Annotated in this window: 13 protein-coding genes; 5 read left to right on the top strand and 8 right to left on the bottom strand. The window is 61.1% G+C overall.

Annotated elements, in window-relative coordinates; genetic code table 11:
• Positions 1–212: 212 nt before the first annotated feature.
• Genes selB through fdnG form a run of 7 tightly spaced genes read right to left on the bottom strand, consistent with a single transcriptional unit; the run spans position 213 to position 10,097 of the window.
• Positions 213–2,213 carry a selenocysteine-specific translation elongation factor gene (gene selB, locus PZL22_RS28200; protein ID WP_127701286.1) on the bottom strand — a complete coding sequence of 667 codons (2,001 nt, stop codon included), beginning with the start codon at positions 2,211–2,213 and terminating at the stop codon, positions 213–215.
• A complete protein-coding gene (locus tag PZL22_RS28195) occupies positions 2,210–3,004 on the bottom strand; it encodes a tetratricopeptide repeat protein (protein ID WP_013845161.1) in 795 nt (264 codons plus the stop codon). The genes selB and PZL22_RS28195 overlap by 4 nt, the downstream gene beginning before the upstream one ends.
• The gene (gene selA / locus PZL22_RS28190) at positions 2,991–4,391 is read right to left on the bottom strand and encodes an L-seryl-tRNA(Sec) selenium transferase (RefSeq protein ID WP_127641184.1); all 1,401 of its coding nucleotides are present in this window, start codon (positions 4,389–4,391) and stop codon (positions 2,991–2,993) included. The genes PZL22_RS28195 and selA overlap by 14 nt, the downstream gene beginning before the upstream one ends.
• 4 nt (positions 4,392–4,395) lie before the next feature.
• Complete coding sequence (gene fdhE / locus PZL22_RS28185; protein ID WP_284718724.1) at positions 4,396–5,316, bottom strand: formate dehydrogenase accessory protein FdhE; 921 nt, start codon at positions 5,314–5,316, stop codon at positions 4,396–4,398.
• Between the two features lie 38 nt (positions 5,317–5,354).
• Positions 5,355–6,041: a formate dehydrogenase subunit gamma gene (locus tag PZL22_RS28180; protein WP_010967002.1), complete on the bottom strand. Its 687-nt coding sequence runs from the start codon at positions 6,039–6,041 to the stop codon at positions 5,355–5,357.
• On the bottom strand, positions 6,019–7,011 hold the full coding sequence (fdxH, locus tag PZL22_RS28175; protein WP_013845162.1) for a formate dehydrogenase subunit beta: 993 nt from the start codon (positions 7,009–7,011) through the stop codon (positions 6,019–6,021). The genes PZL22_RS28180 and fdxH overlap by 23 nt, the downstream gene beginning before the upstream one ends.
• Positions 7,008–10,097: a formate dehydrogenase-N subunit alpha gene (gene fdnG / locus PZL22_RS28170; RefSeq protein ID WP_164826862.1), complete on the bottom strand. Its 3,090-nt coding sequence runs from the start codon at positions 10,095–10,097 to the stop codon at positions 7,008–7,010. Before fdnG ends, fdxH begins: the two co-directional genes overlap by 4 nt.
• Before the next feature lie 2,027 nt (positions 10,098–12,124).
• On the opposite strand from fdnG, the gene repA reads away from it, so the two are divergent.
• The 4 genes from repA to PZL22_RS28150 all read left to right on the top strand — a co-directional run bounded on the left by repA (position 12,125) and on the right by PZL22_RS28150 (position 16,379).
• Complete coding sequence (gene repA / locus PZL22_RS28165) at positions 12,125–13,300, top strand: plasmid partitioning protein RepA (RefSeq protein WP_013845165.1); 1,176 nt, start codon at positions 12,125–12,127, stop codon at positions 13,298–13,300.
• A complete protein-coding gene (repB, locus tag PZL22_RS28160; RefSeq protein WP_013845166.1) occupies positions 13,297–14,298 on the top strand; it encodes a plasmid partitioning protein RepB in 1,002 nt (333 codons plus the stop codon). Before repA ends, repB begins: the two co-directional genes overlap by 4 nt.
• Positions 14,299–14,453: 155 nt before the next feature.
• Positions 14,454–15,659 carry a plasmid replication protein RepC gene (gene repC, locus PZL22_RS28155; protein WP_127701287.1) on the top strand — a complete coding sequence of 402 codons (1,206 nt, stop codon included), beginning with the start codon at positions 14,454–14,456 and terminating at the stop codon, positions 15,657–15,659.
• A 303-nt stretch (positions 15,660–15,962) separates the two neighbouring features.
• Complete coding sequence (locus PZL22_RS28150; RefSeq protein ID WP_013845168.1) at positions 15,963–16,379, top strand: organic hydroperoxide resistance protein; 417 nt, start codon at positions 15,963–15,965, stop codon at positions 16,377–16,379.
• 208 nt (positions 16,380–16,587) lie between these two features.
• On the opposite strand, the gene PZL22_RS28145 is transcribed toward PZL22_RS28150, so the two are convergent.
• A complete protein-coding gene (locus tag PZL22_RS28145; protein ID WP_164843069.1) occupies positions 16,588–17,244 on the bottom strand; it encodes a TetR/AcrR family transcriptional regulator in 657 nt (218 codons plus the stop codon).
• Positions 17,245–17,354: 110 nt separating this feature from the next.
• On the opposite strand from PZL22_RS28145, the gene PZL22_RS28140 reads away from it, so the two are divergent.
• Positions 17,355–18,944 (top strand): ABC-F family ATP-binding cassette domain-containing protein, encoded by a 1,590-nt coding sequence (locus tag PZL22_RS28140; protein WP_284718723.1) that lies wholly within the window; start codon positions 17,355–17,357, stop codon positions 18,942–18,944.
• Positions 18,945–19,060: the final 116 nt, after the last annotated feature.

The raw sequence follows: 19,060 nt of genomic DNA, 5'->3' as shown, positions 1-19,060 counted from the left end.
ATAGCCATCAAAGCACCGGGGACTTCGGTCGATGGGCGCTTAAGTTGCGCATTGCCATATGCCCCGCCTTCCTTAGATTTCATCTGGGCGGCCGTGCCGGCCACGTGCGAGCTCGCCTTGATGAACCCTCGCTCCTTCCAATTTCTTCTGGCAGGGACGCAACCTCGCACATGCCTTTACGGATCAGACCTTCTAAGTATTGAAAGGGATGTTCAAGAGCCGGCGCGATAGAATTTGAAGTCCGGACGCCCCACCGGGGACGAGTCTCTTCCCTCATCTGCCTCAGGAACGGGCCCTTCGTAAAGATCGAGCCTGTGCGGGTTAACCCGGCGCACGTCGCCATGCCGGAGCGTCACTCCCTGACGATCGAAGAATTCCAGGATCTCGATCGCCACCTTTCTACCGTTGTTGACACGGTCGCGGAAGAGACCTGCGGAAAATTCACCCCGCTCGGCATTGGCCGCGACTTGCCTGATGATTGCGACCATTTCCGCTGTCGTCTGACGGGTGAAGAAATGGTCATGCCGAATCTGGTCGACGCGGCCGAGCCGTGCACAAAGTTTGAGGATGCGGCGTATCTCTCGCTCGTCTACGCCCAGCGATTCGGCGAAATCGCGGACTCGAGGCGGACGGAATCTCTCCTCGCCTTCCAGATGCGGAAGGATTCGTGCATAGAGCTCCTCCTCCTTCTCGCTCAACCGGACCTCGTGACCCGGCAATCGGACGAAGGCGCCTTCGAGCACCAGGCGCCCGCCCGTCTGTTCGGTCCTAAGCGCAACCAGAAAGGCCGGCGGAGGAAGTCGTGGCGTGACCTGCAGCCGAAGGCGCTCGCGACCGATCCCCTGCAGATCGGGGTTCTCCACATGAAAGGCGCTCAATACGCGCTGGACCTCGTCGGAAAATGCGACTCGCTGGCGCTTCGACAGCGCATGGCGCACCGCCAGGCCCTCGATGAGTTCGGCCGAGGCAAACATGAGCGCGTTCTGCAGTTCCGGCTCGGACAGGGCCCGGTCGCGTGCAAAGACGTCAAGATCGACAAGAAATGGCGGAACATCCAGCAATGCCGCAAGCGCTTCGCCAGCATGGGACAGAGATGCGGCTTTCAAGAAGCTCAGCCGCTGGGGAGAGCGCCGCTTGCGCAGGGGCGCCCGCAGATCCAGGAGCCGTCCTCCACCGATCGTGCGCCGGGCTGAAACGTCGCGCAGTATGAACCGGTCGCCGACAGCAGCCGCGATCGGACGGTCGAGCACGAGTTGAACCCGCCGCCGCTCGCCCGGCAACAGCGGTCCCTCGAGCGGCACGATACGAACACCGGTCTCGGCGCTCGCGTGGTGAAAGCGGGCCGAAAACCATTCCCCGATCGGCTTCGTCTCACTTTCAAGCACAGAAAGATCCGCGTCGAGCCTGTCGCTCGGCGCGTGCAGATGGGGATCGACCACCATGTCGCCTCGGGTGATTGCGTTCTTCGAGATCCCCTCGCCCGCAAGGTTGAGTGCACAGCGTTGCCCGGCAAAGCCGCGCTCGGCCCTCTGGTTCTGAGCATGTATGGAACGTACGCGCGCAGCGCGACCCGCTGGCGAGACCGTCACCTGGTCGCCCACGCCGACGGACCCTGAAAGCACGGTTCCAGTGACCACGGTTCCGGCGCCCGAGAGCGTGAAGCTTCGATCGACGGCGAGCCGGAAACGGCCACCGGCAGTCGATGCCACGGTCGCACGCTCGGCAGCCGCCAGGCGTGCCTTCAACAATTCAATCCCCTGCCCCGCCGCCGCAGAGACGGGAAGTATCTCCGCATCGCGGAGGCTCGTCGACGAAAGCACCGCTCCTATTTCATCCGTCAGGCTCTCGAGGCGGTCAGGATCGGCAAGGTCTGCTTTTGTGATCGCGACCAGTCCGCGGCTGACGCCGAGCAGATCGAGGATCGCGAGATGTTCGAGCGTCTGGGGTTTGATGCCATCGTCTGCCGCAACGACCGGCATGGCATAGTCGATGCCGCCCGCGCCGGCGAGCATGGTATGAATGAAGCGCTCGTGACCGGGGACGTCGACAAATCCGGTAACTGCGTCCTTTGCAAACCGGGCATAGGCAAAGCCGAGATCGATGGTGATGCCGCGCGCCTTTTCTTCCTTGAGGCGATCGGTGTCGACACCGGTCAGTGCCTTGACGAGCGTCGTCTTGCCATGATCGATATGCCCGGCCGTGCCGACGATCATGGCGCCCGCCTTGAAAGCGGCTCTTGCGCCCGACGTTCCGCTTCCTGGATCTCCGCCGGCGAAAGGCTGTCACGAACCGGTCCCATGAAGGGCTTTGCCAGGGTGCTGCCGCCTTCCGTCGCCCGGATCAGCCAGACCAAGGCAGTCACACCATTGCGTATCGTGCCCGCCCCCATATGGCAGGCCGCTCCCAGCATGGCCTGGGCGTCTGCGTCGCCCCTCTCTGCAGCCTTCAGCCACCAGTAGACGGCCTTTTGCGCATCGCGTTCGACACCGAGTGCGTTGTGGTGGAGCATGCCGAGCCGCGTCATCGAGGACGCGATGCCGGCCTCGGCGGCACATTCCGCCCAGCGTCGCGCCTCGAGCGGGTCGGCCGTCATGATCTCGCCTTCCAGCAGCAGCCAGCTCAACATGTCCTGGGCCGGCGCGTCGCCCTTTTCAGCGGCGCGTCGATAATATTCGGCTGCGATGCCGTAGTCGGCATCGGTGCCGGCGAGCCCTTGCATGTGCAGGGCGGCATAGTTGCGTTGCCCGACGGGATCCCCGGCTTCGGCCGCCAGGCGCAGCCATTTGCACGCCAGTTCTCGATTCTCCGGCACCCCGAGCCCTTCTGCGAAGCAGGCGCCGATATTGTTCTGCGCCCGCGCGACGCCGGCACGCGCCAGAGGCTCCCAGATGCGCAGCGCCGACCCGTAGTCGCCGGCTTGGGCGCGTGCCAGGGCCTCGGCCATCGGATCGGCCACAGGCGCCGTCTGGGGCTTATTGCCTCGAAGGCGTTCAAGCCACCGCATTGCCGCTACCCTCGGACAGGGTTTTGAGGAATTCCGCCTCATCGGACAGACAGCGCAGGTCCAGAACCAGCGCACCATCCCGCAGGCGCCCCAGGATCGGGCGGGACAGAGACCGGAACAGAGCTGCGAGCGCTTCGAGTGCGCTCCCGCTCGACCCAACGATCCTCAGGCCGGCGCTCGGGATCGTGTCTACGGGAAGCGCCCCGGAGCCTATCTGGCTCGAACAGCTGCAGACCTCGACAGCGTAACCGCTCGGCGCCAGCATCGCGCCGACCTGCGGCGCGAGCCGCTCCGCCTGTGCCCGCACTTCCGCTTGCACGCGGGACAGCATGAAAAGTGTCGGCAGGCGCGAAGCCAGCCGATCCGGATCGCGATAGAGCTTCAAGGTAGCAGCCGTCGCCGCGATACGGATCTTGTCGACACGCAGCGCCCGCTTCAGCGGATTGCGGTTGATCTCGGCGATCAGGTCCCTGCGCCCGACGATGAAACCCGCCTGCGGACCGCCCAGCAGCTTGTCGCCGGAAAAGGTGACCAGATCGGCTCCTTCGGCGACTGCCTCTCGCACCGTCGGCTCCCTGCCGAGACCATAACGCGACAGGTCGACCAGGCTGCCCGAACCGAGATCGTTGAGAAGCACCACACCTCTTTCATGGGCGATTGCCGCAAGCTCGGCACCCGGGACCTCCGCGGTGAAGCCCTCGATCCTGTAATTCGACGTATGGACCTTGAGGATCAAAGCCGTCTCAGGCCCGATCGCCTTGACGTAGTCCTTCGCGTGGGTGCGGTTGGTCGTGCCCACTTCGACCAGATCGACGCCGGCGCGCTCCATGATGTCCGGCATGCGGAAAGCGCCGCCGATCTCGATCAATTCACCCCGCGAAACGATCGCCTGACGCCCGGCACCGACCGAGTTGAGAGCGATCAGGACAGCCGCGGCATTGTTGTTGACGACGGTGGCATCCTCCGCTCCCGTCAGCTCGCACAGCAGTTCCCGCAAATGGCTGTCGCGTTCGCCGCGCCCACCGGAATCGAGATCGAATTCAAGCGCGGCCGCTTCGCGCATTGCATCGACGGCGGCATCGACCGCCTCCTGCGCAAGCAGCGCCCGGCCGAGATTGGTATGAAGCACCGTCCCCGTCAGATTGAACAGCGGGCGAAGGTTCGAGCGGCTGCGGTCATCGAGCCGGCTCAGCAGAGCGGCAACAATGCCATCCTTGCCTGGCAGCGCCCCACCGCTCCGCACGGCAAGGCGGACTTCGCCCAGTACTTTGCGCAGTTCGTCCGTCACCACGGCGCGGCCATGCTGCTCCACAAGCGGCGACACGGCCGCCGCGTTCAGCATCTGGTCGACGGAGGGCAAGGCACGAAGATCGACAGGTCCCGACATTGGATCAATAGCCCATCAGGAACGGGTCAAAGCCCGCCCGCTTGTATTCCGTGTCCTTCATCAACAGGTCGAGCCCGAGGCTCGCAACATCATCGGCGACGACGTCGAGCGAAGGGTTCTTGTTCTGGTAGAGGATCTTCATCCAGCTGTTGCAGGTGTCGCAGACTTCCGCCTTGACCGTCGCCTCTTCGTCTCCCGTCTCGACGGCCTGGTAGCCGATGCCCTTCGTGGAACCGCAGGCGAGACATTTGACCCGAACCTCATTCCACATCGTGGCGCAGCAGGAACATGAGGCATAGCGCGCGCCCTCGGCACCATGAAAGCCGATGACCATGGATGCGACCGGCCTGCCGCGGCAGGCGGGACAGACCCCTACCCGGATCGGCACGAGCCTGCTGCCGTCGAGACCGGCAGCGAGGCGCGCCGCCTGGATTTGCATTGCGGCAGCAACGTAAAGGTGGTGAGCGAGGCTCTCGACGGGCAGGTCGTCAGCCATGACGTTGCCGATCATCCAGGTCAGCATTTCCTCATCCGCCGTCCGGACCTGTGCAAGCGCTTCTGCGGCGGCAGCCGGCTTCTCCAGGGCTTCAGCCTTCTCAAAAAATTGCTGCAACACTTCGCGGCAATCCGGCGACCCCCCCATCGCTGCGCGATCGATGGGGGGCATGGCATTCGCACGCGCACGCTCAACCCGATCGGCCGGGACCGGCTCCGGCGGCGGCAATGCGGATACGAGCTCGCTCTGGATTCGCGTGATCCCCGCCAGGAAATTGAGATAGGGAGCGAGGTGGCTGCCTTGGGCGAGTGCCTCGAAGCGACTGGCGCGATCGTTGAAGAGGCGTGCCAAATTCGGCTTCAGGACAAACGGTGCCTTGGGAACGCCGCCGATCACCGATGGATCGGGCTGTACAGGGGATACGGACATTTCACCTCGCGGGCCGACCGGCCACAGCTCGTTTCCGGTTATTCTGCAGGATCGATCCGGCCGCGTCCAGCCAGTTCCTTGAGCCACTTGCGATGGTGCCGCCACGCCCAGCCACCGGTGACCGAGCCCTTCGTCATCGCGCGGAACGTCCCGCGGGTCCAGAAGGCCGCATAGACATGAACGATGAAGACGCAGATGATCAGCACCGCCGCCACGGCATGGGCGAGCACCGCAAAGCGCTTCGTCTCGATCGACGTATAGCTGTAGAAGTACTGATCCCAGATGATGACGCCGGTTATGATCAACGCGACGATCAGCAAGGCCATTGCCCAGAAGATCACCTTCTGGCCGGCATTGTACTTGCCCATTTCCGGCAAGCGGTCCTCGTGCCCGCCGATCACGTCGCGAATGCCCGTGAACCAGCCCATGTCCGCTCTGGTGAAGAGGTTGGCCTTCCAGAGCTGGAAGAAGAAAATGTAGAAACTGAAGAAAAGCACCACGCCGATCCACGGGTGCAGCATGCGCGTGTTCTGCCCCCCACCGAACAGGCCGGTCAGGAAAAACAGGGACGGGTGGAACATTGCAAGGCCGGAAAGCGCCAGCAGGATCAGGCTGGAGGCCGTGATCCAATGATTAACGCGCTTGCCCGGCCCATAGCGGTCGACTGTGACCGGCGGTCCGCGATGGATGGCATCTTCCGGTTCAAGATCGCTGGCCTTTGTCATCAGGCGTCCTCCCTGCGGCTCCGGCGCTATCGACGAGCCTTTCCGCACTCTCTTCGTCTTCCGGCTGCACACGATTGGCCCGGCCGAAGACGCCGTGGAGAATTGCCCCGGCGGCCACGAGACCCATTGCGGCGAGACCTGTGTATTTGGTCACACCCTTCCATGCCTGGACCACGGCGGAAATCTTCGGATCGTCGGGCAGATCGGAGTAGATGTGCGGCTTGTCGTTGTGATGCAGCACATACATCACATGCGTGCCGCCTACGCCCGGCGGATCGTAAAGGCCTGCATTCGTATAACCGCGGGATTTGAGATCGGCGATGCGGTGTTCCGCATGCTTCTTCATATCCTCCTTCGTGCCGAACACGATCGCCTGGGTCGGACAGGCCTTGGCACAGGCCGGTCCCTGGCCGACGGCGACCCGATCGGAACAGAGGGTGCATTTGTAGGCGCGGTGATCGACTTTCGAGATGCGCGGAATGTTGAAGGGACAGCCCTTTATGCAATAGCCGCAGCCAATGCAGTTCTCGTGAACGAAATCCACGATGCCGTTCGAATACTGGACGATTGCGCCCGGCGCCGGGCAGGCTTTCAGGCACCCCGGATCGGCGCAGTGCATGCAGCCGTCCTTGCGGATGAGCCATTCGAGATTGTCGGTCTCGGGATTGACCCACTCGGTAAAGCGCATGAGCGTGAACATGTCCTCGGTGAGGTCATGGGGGTTGGTATAGTAGCCGACGTTTTCGCCGATCCCCGGATGCGTATCGTTCCACTCGACGCACGCAGACTGGCAGGCCTTGCAGCCGATGCACTTTGAGACGTCGATCAGCTTGGCGACGGGCGTGAGCTGCCGCTCGGGCGGCGGCAGCTCGGTGGTTGCCGAGCGGCGTACGAGATCCCGCTCGGTAAGGTTGCTTTCCATCGGCTGGACCGGCGGATTGCTGACGGCGGTGCGAGGACTGTCCATCATACTCTAGCCTCCTCGGGCGCCGTCGATGATTCGATATTGACCAGGAATGCTTTGTATTCCGGCGTTTCGATATTGGCGTCACCGACGAAAGGCGCGAGCGAGTTGGGGCCGAGGCCCTTTTTCGCCGAGCCGGTGAACCCCCAGTGAAGCGGAATGCCCACCACATGGACCGGCTTGCCGTCGCACATCAGCGGCCGGATGCGCTTGGTCACCACCGCCTTCGCCTTGACCGAACCACGCTTCGACCACACCCGGACCCAGCCGCCGTTTTCGATATTCTTCTCCTCTGCCAGTTCCTCGGAGATCTCGACGAAGAATTCCGGCTGAAGCGCGGAATTCACGCGGTTATGCTTGGTCCAGTAGTGGAAGTGTTCCGTCAGCCGGTAGGAAGTAGCCGCGTAAGGGAACTCGTCCGACAGCCCCATCTGCGCCACGTCCGTCTGAAAGACGCGGCTGACCGGGTTGCCCCGCATCTTCGGATTGAAGACGTTGGCGACGGGTGATTCGAAAGGCTCCATATGGGCCGGGAACGGCCCGTCCCGCATCAAACCGCGTGAAAACAGGCGTGCAGTCCCCTCCTGGTTCATGATGAACGGGCCGATTTCGTCCGGCTTTGCCGTAGGAGCAATATCGGGCACATCGTAGCCCGCCCACTTCGTGCCATCCCACTCGAGCAGCTTACGTGAGGGATCCCACGGCTTGCCCTGCAAATCGGCCGAAGCACGATTGTAGAGCGTGCGGCGATTAAGCGGCCAGGCGAATGACCAGCCGAGATAAGCGCCAGTGTCGTCCGGATCGTGGTTGTCGCGGCGGGCCATATTGTTGCCCTGCTCGTTGAAGTTGCCGGAATAGATCCAGCAACCGCACATGGTCGAACCGTCGTCCCTGAGTTGCGAGAAGTTCAGGATCTGCTTGCCGGCCGCGACCTGCACCTTCATCGGGTTGGCAGGATCCATGAGGTCCGTCAGTGCCCGACCGTTGATTTCCTTCGCCAGCTCCTCCGGCGTAGGTTCGTTCGGATCGGCATAGTCCCATGACAAGTTCAGGATCGGATCGGGGAACGCGCCACCCTCGTTGCGATACATCTCCTTCATCCTGAGGAATATCTGGGCGACGATGTAAGTGTCGTGCTTTGCTTCGCCGGGGGGTGTTCCACCTGCCCAGTGCCACTGCAACCATCGGCCCGAGTTTGTCAGCGAGCCCTCTTCCTCCGCAAAGCAGGTCGTGGGCAGCTGGAACACCTCGGTCTGGATGGATGCGGTATCGACAGGGTTGAAGTCGCCATGGTTTTCCCAGAACCGTGCGGTCTCTGTGTCGAGCGGGTCCATCGTGACGAGCCACTTCAGGTTCGACAGCGCCTTGGTGTTCTTGTCCCGGTTCGGGAAGGCAAGAAGTGGGTTGAAGCCCTGGCAGATGTAGCCATTGACCTTGCCGGCATACATCAGCTCGAACACGCGAAGCACATCATAGGCCGGCACGTCGAGCTTGGAGAGGTAATTGAAGGCCCAGTCGTTGTCGATCCGGGCGGCATCCCCCCACATGGCCTTCTGGAAGGAGACCATGAACTTCCTGTAGTTCTGCCAGTAACTTGTCTGCCCTGGACGCAATGGTTTGAACTGGCGTGTCGACATATAGGTCGTGAAATCCACGTCCTTTTCCGTCGGCATCGTCAGATACCCCGTGAGCAGATGCGACATTAGACCGAGGTCAGTCAGTCCCTGGATGTTGGAGTGGCCGCGAAGCGCGTTCATGCCGCCGCCGCGCACGCCGATATTGCCGAGGATGAGCTGCAGCATGGCCATGGCGCGGATGTTTTGCGAACCGCTGGAATGCTGGGTCCAGCCGAGCGCATACATCGACGTCATCGTCTTTGTCGGAGACGAGCATTCCGAGATCATCTCGGCAACCTTGAGGAACTTGTCCTTGGGCGTGCCGCAGATCCGTTCCACCATTTCCGGCGTATAGGGGGCGAGGTGCGCCTTCAGCAGATTCCAGACACAACGCGGGTGCTGGAGCGCCGGGTCAGTCACGACGAAGCCGTCGTCGCCGAGGACATAGTCCCACGTCGACTTGTCATAGTCGCGCTTTTCCGCGTCGTAGCCCGTGAAGAGGCCGTCCTGGTAGCCGAAGCCGTCCTTGACGAGATAGGAGGCGTTGGTGAACGCCTTCATATAGTCCCACTGCACCTTGTCGTTGTCGATGCAATACTTCATCACCCCGTTGAGGAAGGCGATGTCGGTTCCCTGACGGATGGGAGCGTAATAGTCGGATACGGACGCGGTGCGGGTATAGCGCGGATCGACCACGATCAGCTTCGCGCCCCGCGTGGCCTTCGCCTCGGTCACCCATTTGAAGCCGCAGGGATGCGCTTCGGCCGCATTGCCGCCCATGACGACTACGAGGTCGGTATTTTTGATGTCGGTCCAGGAGTTGGTCATCGCTCCACGGCCAAATGTTGGGCCCAAACTGGACACCGTAGGGCCGTGTCAGACGCGCGCCTGATTATCGAAACCGACTATTCCCAGAGCCTTGGCGAATTTGAAGGTCGCCCAAGCCGTTTCATTGGTGGTCGCCGACGCGGCGAGCATGCCGACCGTCGTCCAGCGATTGACCGGAACGCCTGCGGCATTCGCCGCGACGAAATTGGCGTCGCGGTCATCCTTCATCAACCGTGCGATGCGGTCGAAAGCATCCTCCCAGGAGATACGCTCGAACTTATCCGAGCCCGGCTTGCGGTGCATCGGATACTGGAGACGGGTCGGGGACTTCACGAAGTCCTTGAGCGCCGCCCCCTTGGGACAGAGCGTACCGCGGTTGGTCGGATGATCCGCATCGCCTTCGATGTGAATGATGTCGGCAGCCTCACCCTTGCGGAGGTCGCCCTTCGAATAGATGATGACGCCACAGGCGACGGAACAGTAGGGACAGGTGTTGCGCGTTTCGGTGGTCGTCGTCAGCTTGTGAGGCCGGACATGCGCGACGACCGCCGCCTCAGCCTCACCAAACCCCATCGCACCGAGTGACGTTGCCGCAGCCCCTGCTCCAGCCAGCTTCAAAAAGCTGCGCCGTGAGAGGTCTACATTCATGGGAACAGCCTCCATCTCGTGTCAGCAACAATGGAGTCTATGCCTCGACACCAGCAAGTCAAGGTGGAGTGATATCGTCAAAGAAAGCCGCCGCAGCGAGCGGAGGCGGGCATCCAGAGAGAGGACGCGCCTGTGTTGCGCGTCAGTTGCCGAATAATGTTCCCCGCGGGGAATTCGGAGAGTGTTCCCCGCGGGGAACATTGGAACCGTGGGACCAGTTCCGGTCCTAGCCGAGTGGTGGGTTGCCGCGCTCAGGAGTGGCGGAAGTTATCAGCACGATAGCTTCCATAAGGCCGTAAAATGTGTTTTTCTTCAATAACTTATAGCAGCCTCAGAAAACACTCGTCATGCCCGTCCGACCAGCATCACAAACCTTACCTTAAGTCGGCCGGCTCCCGCAAACTGTAATTTCTCGGCCACTAATGCCACGGCTTTTGGAGCTGTCAGCGCGACCATTGCGCATCGCCGCAGTCGGATCTGCCGCTGTCTCGCTGTTTAGCTCGAAAGCCGAAAGCCGAAAGCCGAAGGCATATGTCTGGCCCTGCTCTAGCTCGCCGAGCGACTTGAGAGACAAGCTACGATTGGAATGATCAAAGTAGGTTCACCGCCGGTTCGCCGCCACGGATACACGCACCCAGCCGTGCGGCCTGACCACCCATGACGCCCTGCCCTCCTCTGTCAGCGGTCCGAGCGACCAGCGTCCTTCGCAAAGGCATGGGGTTCTTCGGGGGCCGATTAGAGGCAATCCTTCACGGGAAGGCTTCTACAGCAAAAGCCGGCTGCCGGGCCAATCGGCGCCGAGCGTGACTCTCGTCTTGCGGCGTTGTCGAGATCTCCTCCAAAGTTCCCCGCGGGGAACAGTTGAAGCTTGGCATTCGGCCGCACCTGAAGCGCCGGGAAAGTCAGACCCGCGGCAAAGTCGATCACCGTCTATTGGATCGCCACCTGGCCGCGAGTAGTGTTCCCCGCGGGGAACACAGTCGTGCACGACGTTTTGCGCGACGGCGAATGAAGCCTCGGCAAGACCGTGAGAGAACGCCAAGTGAACCGTCGAGTTCCACCGCGGCGGTCGAGCAGGGCGGTAGTGCCGCGGCGACCGGCTTAAAAGAAGTTCCTATCGCAAGACATCGTCAGCCGCTCGACACGATAGTCCGTCCAAAGGATACCGACACTCGTGCAACCAGCGTGTCCTTTAATGCGGCCGCACTTTCCCGCCTCAACAGGAAGTTTGCCTTTCACCGAAGCAACCGGGCCCGACATTTCGTCCTCTAGCGGCATCTCACACCCGCCGTAGATGATCGCATCAACGGAGCTACGGTTGGCACGCCGCCAAGTTCCTCGCGGGGAACGCTTGGCTTCACTCTTGTCTGAGGCAATCGTCTGGACGAAATCATATTACGGGAACAGGTCCTGCCGATTGCGAAATCTACGCAACCTTCACCGCTACTCTAGTCTCGAGGCGCGGCCTATGCATTGTGTATCTCCGGCAACCTGTTCGCGCCAGAACGCCGCCGGCTTTCCGGCGGAGAATCATCCGATGCAGTCGTTGCTCGGTCATGGCCCACGAGATTGAGGCAGGCCGGAGCGCAGGCGAGCACCGAGATGCCGAGCTGTTCCCAATACGGCACATATGTCTCGCCTTGGCGAGCAGTCGGTACTGCGCGCCAGCGTCCGTCGCTTCGAGAGTTCCCCGCGGGGAACTCTGCGAAGAGTTCGGCAGATCTCCATTCAAAGCAACGGCCAACCATTTCCGCAGTGAACCACTATTGCGTCTCGGCCCAGCGACGTCTGCGCACATCTTCGTCCAAAAAGACGCGGGGAGGGTCGAGGACCGGCATGCACTGGCGCCTTCCCACCGGCTCCGTGCGTCATCCACAGCGCGCATTGATGGCCATAGCCGAATCGGAGTACGTCTTAGTTGCGGAAATTTTTCGAATTTGCGTGTTTTCGAGTAGTTACGTGGCGATTAGCAAGCGGTTAACCACTTCACTGCTTAAGTGACGGAAACGATCACAGGGATTCTTTCGATGACGCGACACCTAAGCAGCCTCGCTTTCATGGAGAATTTTTCCAGTAAGCTCGAAATGGCACTGAACAACTTGAGCATGGCGCAGTTCCCCCCGAACGCGCGTCGCACAATGCGCAAGTTCACCTCTACCGAAGTTGCCACCCTGCTGGGCGTAACCGAGGCCTATATCCGCCAGGTTGCCGCCAAGGAACAGGGCCCTGAGCCCGAAATCGCCAACGGCCGGCGCTTCTACACGCTCGAGCAGGTTCTTGAACTACGTATGGCTCTTGCGGCAAACGGCCGGAAGAAATGGATGAATCCCCGCCGGACAGGCGATGAGCAATGCCAGATCGTTGCGGTCACCAACTTCAAGGGCGGCTCCAGCAAGACCTCTACCACAATCCATCTCGGTCACTATCTGGCACTCAAGGGCTATCGCGTGCTGGCGGTCGATCTCGACCCCCAAGCATCTCTCACCGCGCTCCATGGTAGCCTGCCGGAATTCGATTACCGTGGCGGTGATACACTTTTCTCAGCCATTCGTTTCGACGATCCCGTCCCGACGAAATCCATCATCCACAAGACCCACATCGTTGGTTTCGACGTCATCTGTGCCGGCCTCGAACTGACCGAGTTCGAGACGGCCGTCGCACTCGAGATGCGGCGGTCAGCAGGAACCGGTTTCTTGCTTCGCGTTTCTCAAGCTCTGGAGCAGGTCGCCGATGACTACGACTTCGTCCTTATGGACTCGGCTCCGTCGCTGAACTTCCTGACACTTTCGTCGCTGACCGCCGCGACTGGGGTCATCATCCCGGTTCCGGCACATATGCTGGATGTGGACTCGACCGCAAAGTTTTTGGAGCTTGCCGGGTCGTACATGCAGATCCTGAATGAGGTGGGGACCGCCGCTCAATGGGACTTCGCCAAGTTCCTGATCACAAAGTTCGAGCCGAACGATCATCCGCAAGCGAATATGTCCGCGCTGATGAGACAGGTGTTCGGCGAGGATCTGCTCCTCAACTCCGTCATCAAGTCGACCGCGGTGGCCGATGCTCTGACGTGGAAGCAGAGCCTTTACGAGGTTCAGAGGTCCCGATTTTCGGCGCCGAAAACCTACGACCGCGCCATCGAGTCGATCAATGCTGCCAATGCTGAACTCGAGGGCCTCTTCTGGAAGGCATGGGGGAGAGAATGAGCCGCAAGGATTCCAAGGGCCTTTTTGCCAATGTCCTGGGACAGCTGGAAAATTCTGCAGAGAAGGGCGGGATGCAGCGGTCGACATCGCCACATCTTCTCAAAGTTGCAGCCGGCGTCCGTCAGATGCAGGAACGCAGCGAACTTGCCGAACGCCTTCTCAAGGATGGTGGCCAGATCGTCGAGATCGATCCAGACGAGATCATGGAATCGGCCATCCGGGATCGCTTTGATTCCGGCTACAGCGAAGCCGGTATTGCGGATTTGCTCGAGTCGATGCGCGAGCATGGACAGAGTACTCCTGGCTTGGTCCGCCCGGTTCGAGGGGCCGCAAGGCCGTTTCAGATCGTATTTGGCCGGCGCCGGCTTGCCGCTGCCAAACTCCTCGGCATCAAGTTCAAGGCAATCGCCCGGGAACTTAGCGACGAAGATGCGATCGTTCTCCAAGGGGAAGAGAACAGCAACCGCAAGGACCTGTCCTTCATCGAACGATGCCTTTTTGCGCAATCGCAGGAGGCTGCCGGCTATCGCCGCGACGTGATCTGCAAGTCCCTGAGCACCGGCAGGTCGCATATCTCCGAAATGATCCGGATAGCGGCAGCATTGCCGCGCGAGATCCTGATGCAGATTGGTCCGGCTCCTGAAATCGGACGGCGCAGGTGGATCGAGTTCGAAGTGCGCTGGGCGGCTCACCGGGAGCCCGCGAAGGTGGCGCAGTTGGTTCTGGAGCAAGACCAGATTCAAGCCTCTTCCAGCGAGCTACGCTTCGCTGCGGTTTTTGAAGCGCTTACCAAGGCGGATGTAAAGGCTGCAGCGTCTTCCACAACCGATCTGATCTCTCATGGCCTCGTGCTTGGCCAGATCCAACACGGCAAGTCGGCTGCGAAGCTGACATTCAACAAGTCTGTGCCTTCAGGCTTTGTCGATTTCATTGCAGGTCAGATCGAAAGCCTGCACGACCAGTTCATGCAAAAGCAGAATTCGAAACAAGGAGACTAACCCGCAAAAGAAAAAGGCCCCCAACGAACAAGCCGTGGAAGCCTTCCTCAGATTTGTAGCAAGATCGAGAATCGCATTTCCACGAATCACAGTCAAGAGTCCTTGGCACCGTTTTTGGTGAGCTGCTTTCTTTTGCCTAATCGAAGGTGAAGGAAATGGAAAGTGGAAGTGTGACGACGCCCTTTGGGCGGCGGTCGATGTCGCTTGCCTTGTTGGCAGGCCAGTTCATCTCCCGCGACATCGAACCTGGAAAGTCGGTCGACAAGTGGAAACTGTTTCGCTCGCTTTGTGCGGCCAAACGCCGGCTCGGCATCAGCGATCGGACGCTGGCCGTTCTGAACGCGCTGTTGAGCTTCTATCCGGAGAACACGCTAAGCGGAGAGACCAGTCTGGTCGTCTTTCCCTCGAACGTTCAGCTGTCACTGAGAGCTCATGGGATGGCCGAGGCTACGCTCAGAAGGCATCTGGCCGCCCTCGTCGATGCAGGCCTGGTCGCTCGCAAGGACAGTCCGAACGGCAAGCGCTATGCACGCAAGACTCGCGATGGAGCGATCGGCACAGCATTCGGCTTTTCGCTCGCACCGCTTTTGGCCCGCTCCGGCGAAATAGAGCGACTCGCGGCCGAAGCCGAGGCTGTTCGGATCGAGCTGCAGCGGCTACGCGAGCGACTGACGCTCTGCCGCAGAGACATCGCCAAGTTGATAGACGTGGTGCTCGAAGAACTGCCCGGCGACTGGACGTCGCTGCAGGAAGATTTCCGAAGCCTCGTCCAGGCTATACCGAGGACGCCCGATATCGCTGATCTCACCGCTTTGGTAGAGGCGTTCGAAACGCTGCGCGAACAGGTGGCTAACCAATTGCAAACGCGCATAAAACTCCAAGAGATGAGCGGCAATCCCGATCAAACTGAGCGGCACAAACAGGAATCAAAACCCGAATCTATTATTGAACTTGAACGTTGCCCTCGGAATGAGCGGTCAGACGGCCAGGCCGGTGAACCGGCTCACGAGGCAAAAAGGGCCTTTCCGCTGGGAATGGTACTGAAAGCCTGCCCGGAAATCATGAACTACGGTCCTGACGGTGCGGTGAGAAGTTGGCGCGACCTTATGATCGCTGCGGTTACGGTACGATCTATGCTTGGCGTTTACCCCTCGGCCTATCAGGAGGCCTGCGAGGTCATGGGACCGGAAAACGCCGGGGTCGCCGTTGCCTGCATCCTGGAGAGGGCAGGGCATATCAACTCTGCTGGCGGGTATCTGCGCGATCTGACCGGCAAAGCGCGGCAAGGGAAATTCTCGCTCGGCCCGATGCTGATGGCGTTGCTCAGGGCGAATGGCTTCGACAGGCGGGGGGTGTTGTGATCCCGGCCTTCTAGCGGAGTAACGCCTGGGGACGCAATGGCACGAGCATATTGCCGACCCGCGGGTGCCGAGCGACTCCACTCAGGCGAAATCGTCAGCGGCAACCCGTGAGCGTCTGAGCGTGCTCCAATTTCGTCGGTGGCCTTGCTTTGAGATCAGCGCGGCCTCCTTGGCTACCTTCCAGTGAGATGCCTACATCCGGGTACAATTTCGGCGGTTTCGCAAACATCCCGGATACGCCGCCCAGGCACAACACACGTCGTCAAATGTCGCGATTGTGCGACGCAACGAACGGAGTGTCTGATGACAACACAGAAAAAGGTTCTCTACACCGGCAAGACTCACACGACCGGTGGCCGTGAAGGGTTCGCCCGCAGCGACGATGCCCAACTGGAGGTCAGGCTTTCGCCGCCGGGCAGCGGCAAAGCCGGAACCAATCCCGAGCAGCTCTTCGCCGCCGGCTGGTCAGCCTGTTTTATCGGCGCACTAGGTCTAGCCGCGGCGAAGCACAAGTTGTCGCTCCCGGCCGAAACGGCAGTCGATGCTGAAGTCGATCTCGCCAAATCGGAAGGCGGCTTTTTTCTTCAAGCCCGGCTTGCCGTCAGCCTCCCCGGCATCGACGCGGACCTTGCGCGATCGCTCATCGCCGAAGCGCATCAGACCTGCCCCTATTCAAAGGCAACGCGGGGGAACATCGAGGTCGATCTGACTCTCGCCTGACCGCGTTCTTGATCCAAGGAGGTTTCTATGAAGCGCCTCATAGTCGGCATACTGACATTCGCCGTTGTTGCAGCGCCTTGCGTCTATGACATATTTTCCGCGGAACCATCGGCGCTGGCCGGCCTCCTCGCGGCGTCTGTGCTGCCACTTTAAGGCAGGGGAAGGCCGCCAATTCGATGAGGGATCGGCTGCGAGACCAGCGGATCCTTCACACGTCCAGCGGTCGATTGGATCCGGGCCTCATTGCAGTCTGGAAGATGGCCCAGCGGCTTTCGAACAGGCGAAGACTGTCGGCGGCGTCCGGACTTTCGGACAGGCCGAGACGGACACGGTTATTTGCGCCTTCCAGCAAATCGATGAGGACGTGGCAAATCTCTATGGCAGGTCCCGGCACGACCAGGCCGGCGGCCTGAGCCGATATGATCGCCTGCACAATGGGTTCCAGTGCAGCACTCGACCATACCGCCAACCTTTCCCGCAATGGCAGCGAAAACACGGCCTCGGCGGTAACCGACAGATAGAAAGCGGAATAATCACGGTCCGTGCCGAAGCGGAAATACCTGAAAGCCACATCGCGCAACGCTGCGAGAGGTGCATCACCTTGTCCCGCTGCTTCGGCAAGCGTCTTGCGGAAGCGCACGAGGTCACGTTCGACCACGGCTTCCAGAAGCGCCTGCCTGTTGGGATATCGCCGATAAAGCGTGTGTTTCGAGATTCCGAGCTCCGCGGCAATCTCTTCCATGGAGGCGTTCGCAATCCCCTTGCGGGCAAAGGTCGAGCGGGCGCTATCCAGAAGACGACGGGTCAGAGCCTCGGCCTCTTCCCGAGTGGGACGTCCGCCGCCACGTGTGCGAACTCTAATCATGGATGTCCGACGCCGGCCGATGGGCGGGATGGACAACGCCATTGCCCGCACCGCTGATTGCTGATAACAGCACGATACCGTGCTGTTATTAACATTGCAACAGGTTCGCCATGCCCTCCATCACTCTCTCCGCTCTCTCCTGGTCGAAACCCGACGGGGGGCATGTTTTTACCGATCTCGACCTGGCGTTTGGTCCGGAGCGGACGGGGCTGGTTGGAAGAAACGGCATAGGAAAAACGAGCGTGCTCAACATTCTTGCCGGTACATTAAGGCCTTCCTCCGGCACGGTTGCCATCCAGGGACGTGTCGCGCTGGCGAGGCAGATACTTCGGGCCGGCGCCGATGAAACCATCGCCGATGTGTTCGGTGTGACGCAGGCGGTTGCGGTGTTACGGCGCGCCGAAAAAGGCGAAGCGAGTCTTGAAGAACTCGAAACTGCGGATTGGACAGTGGAAGAGCGGATAGTTTCCGCCCTTGTCCGGCTTGGACTGGAGGCGCGGGCGGATACGCTCCTGAAGCAGCTCTCCGGGGGCCAGCGCACGCGGGCGGTGCTCGCGGCGGCAATATTCTCCGAGCCGGACTTCCTCCTTCTCGACGAGCCGACCAACAATCTGGATCGTGACGGCAGACGGGCGGTTATCGACCTTCTTTCCGGCTGGCGCAGCGGGGCAATTGTCGTTAGCCACGATCGTGAACTGCTCGAAGAAATGGACGCGATTATCGAACTGAGCTCGGTCGGGACAAAGCGCTACGGCCGGGGCTGGAGTTCCTATCAGGCGGCGAGGGCGGTTGAGCTGGAAGCGGCGCAACAAAGCCTCGCACATGCACAGAAGACCGCCGACGAAATCGACCGCAAGGCACGTGCCTTGGCAGAGCGGCTGGACAAGCGTGGCGCGTCTGGTACCCGAAAAGCGGCAAAGGGCGACATGCCGCGGATTCTAATGGGCCGGCGCAAGAGCAATGCGGAAGAAAGCCGGGGCAAGGGTGTGGAACTCGCCGAGCGACAGCGCGCAGCCGCGCTCGACGCCGTCACAGCGGCCAAAGCGCGGATCGAGGTGCTGCAGCCGTTCTCTATCCGTCTTCCGCGAACCGATCTTCCCGCCGGCCGGCAAGTCCTCGCGTTTGACCGCGTTACGGCGGGCTACGATCCCGCCCGTCCGGTCATTCGGGATCTATCCTTCTCGCTTGTCGGCCCGCGGCGCCTTTCGGTCACCGGCCCCAACGGGGCGGGCAAAACGAGTCTTCTGAAGGTAGTCACCGGAGAATTGCGACCCTTTAACGGAACCGTTTCCGTAAATGTTCCCTTCTCTCTGCTGGACCAGAGCGTCAGTATTCTGGAGCGCGGCGAGACGATCCTCGATAATTTCAAGCGGCTCAATCCCGGTGCCAGCGACAACGCCTGCCGGGCGGCCTTGGCCAGCTTTCGCTTCCGCGCGGATGCGGCCTTGCAAAGGGTGGAGACGTTGAGCGGCGGGCAGGTGCTGCGCGCCGGCCTTGCCTGCGCACTCGGCGGTTCCGATCCCCCATCGCTGCTCATTCTCGACGAGCCGACCAACCATCTGGATATCGACTCCATCGAGGCGGTCGAAGCTGGGCTGCTCGCCTATGACGGCGCACTCGTCGTCGTCAGCCACGACGAGACATTCCTTGCAAACATCGGGATAGGCACGCGTCTGGAGCTTTCGACCTCCTGGGGCTGATGCCGATCGAGATAATCGATGGGCACCCAATTCAGGGCACACTCAAAGCACAGCGCCTCGTCTGTGATGGGGCTGGCGCCGGCCATGAACCCCGCGGCCGAGTGCGGCAATTCCAC

The sequence above is a fragment of the Ensifer meliloti genome (assembly GCF_030064585.1).
GTDB lineage: Bacteria > Pseudomonadota > Alphaproteobacteria > Rhizobiales > Rhizobiaceae > Sinorhizobium > Sinorhizobium meliloti.
The sequence above is the reverse complement of the archived record's forward strand: the minus strand, read 5'-3'. Positions and strand labels throughout refer to the sequence as shown.

Coding starts and splice junctions, on each gene's coding strand:
- fdxH (WP_013845162.1), bottom strand. CDS start 7,011: ATGATGGACAGTCCTCGCACCGCCGTCAGCAATCCGCCGGTCCAGCCG.
- PZL22_RS28150 (WP_013845168.1), top strand. CDS start 15,963: ATGACAACACAGAAAAAGGTTCTCTACACCGGCAAGACTCACACGACC.
- PZL22_RS28140 (WP_284718723.1), top strand. CDS start 17,355: ATGCCCTCCATCACTCTCTCCGCTCTCTCCTGGTCGAAACCCGACGGG.
- repB (WP_013845166.1), top strand. CDS start 13,297: ATGAGCCGCAAGGATTCCAAGGGCCTTTTTGCCAATGTCCTGGGACAG.
- fdhE (WP_284718724.1), bottom strand. CDS start 5,316: ATGTCCGTATCCCCTGTACAGCCCGATCCATCGGTGATCGGCGGCGTT.
- selB (WP_127701286.1), bottom strand. CDS start 2,213: ATGATCGTCGGCACGGCCGGGCATATCGATCATGGCAAGACGACGCTC.
- repC (WP_127701287.1), top strand. CDS start 14,454: ATGGAAAGTGGAAGTGTGACGACGCCCTTTGGGCGGCGGTCGATGTCG.
- PZL22_RS28180 (WP_010967002.1), bottom strand. CDS start 6,041: ATGACAAAGGCCAGCGATCTTGAACCGGAAGATGCCATCCATCGCGGA.
- selA (WP_127641184.1), bottom strand. CDS start 4,391: ATGTCGGGACCTGTCGATCTTCGTGCCTTGCCCTCCGTCGACCAGATG.
- repA (WP_013845165.1), top strand. CDS start 12,125: ATGACGCGACACCTAAGCAGCCTCGCTTTCATGGAGAATTTTTCCAGT.
- PZL22_RS28195 (WP_013845161.1), bottom strand. CDS start 3,004: ATGCGGTGGCTTGAACGCCTTCGAGGCAATAAGCCCCAGACGGCGCCT.
- PZL22_RS28145 (WP_164843069.1), bottom strand. CDS start 17,244: ATGATTAGAGTTCGCACACGTGGCGGCGGACGTCCCACTCGGGAAGAG.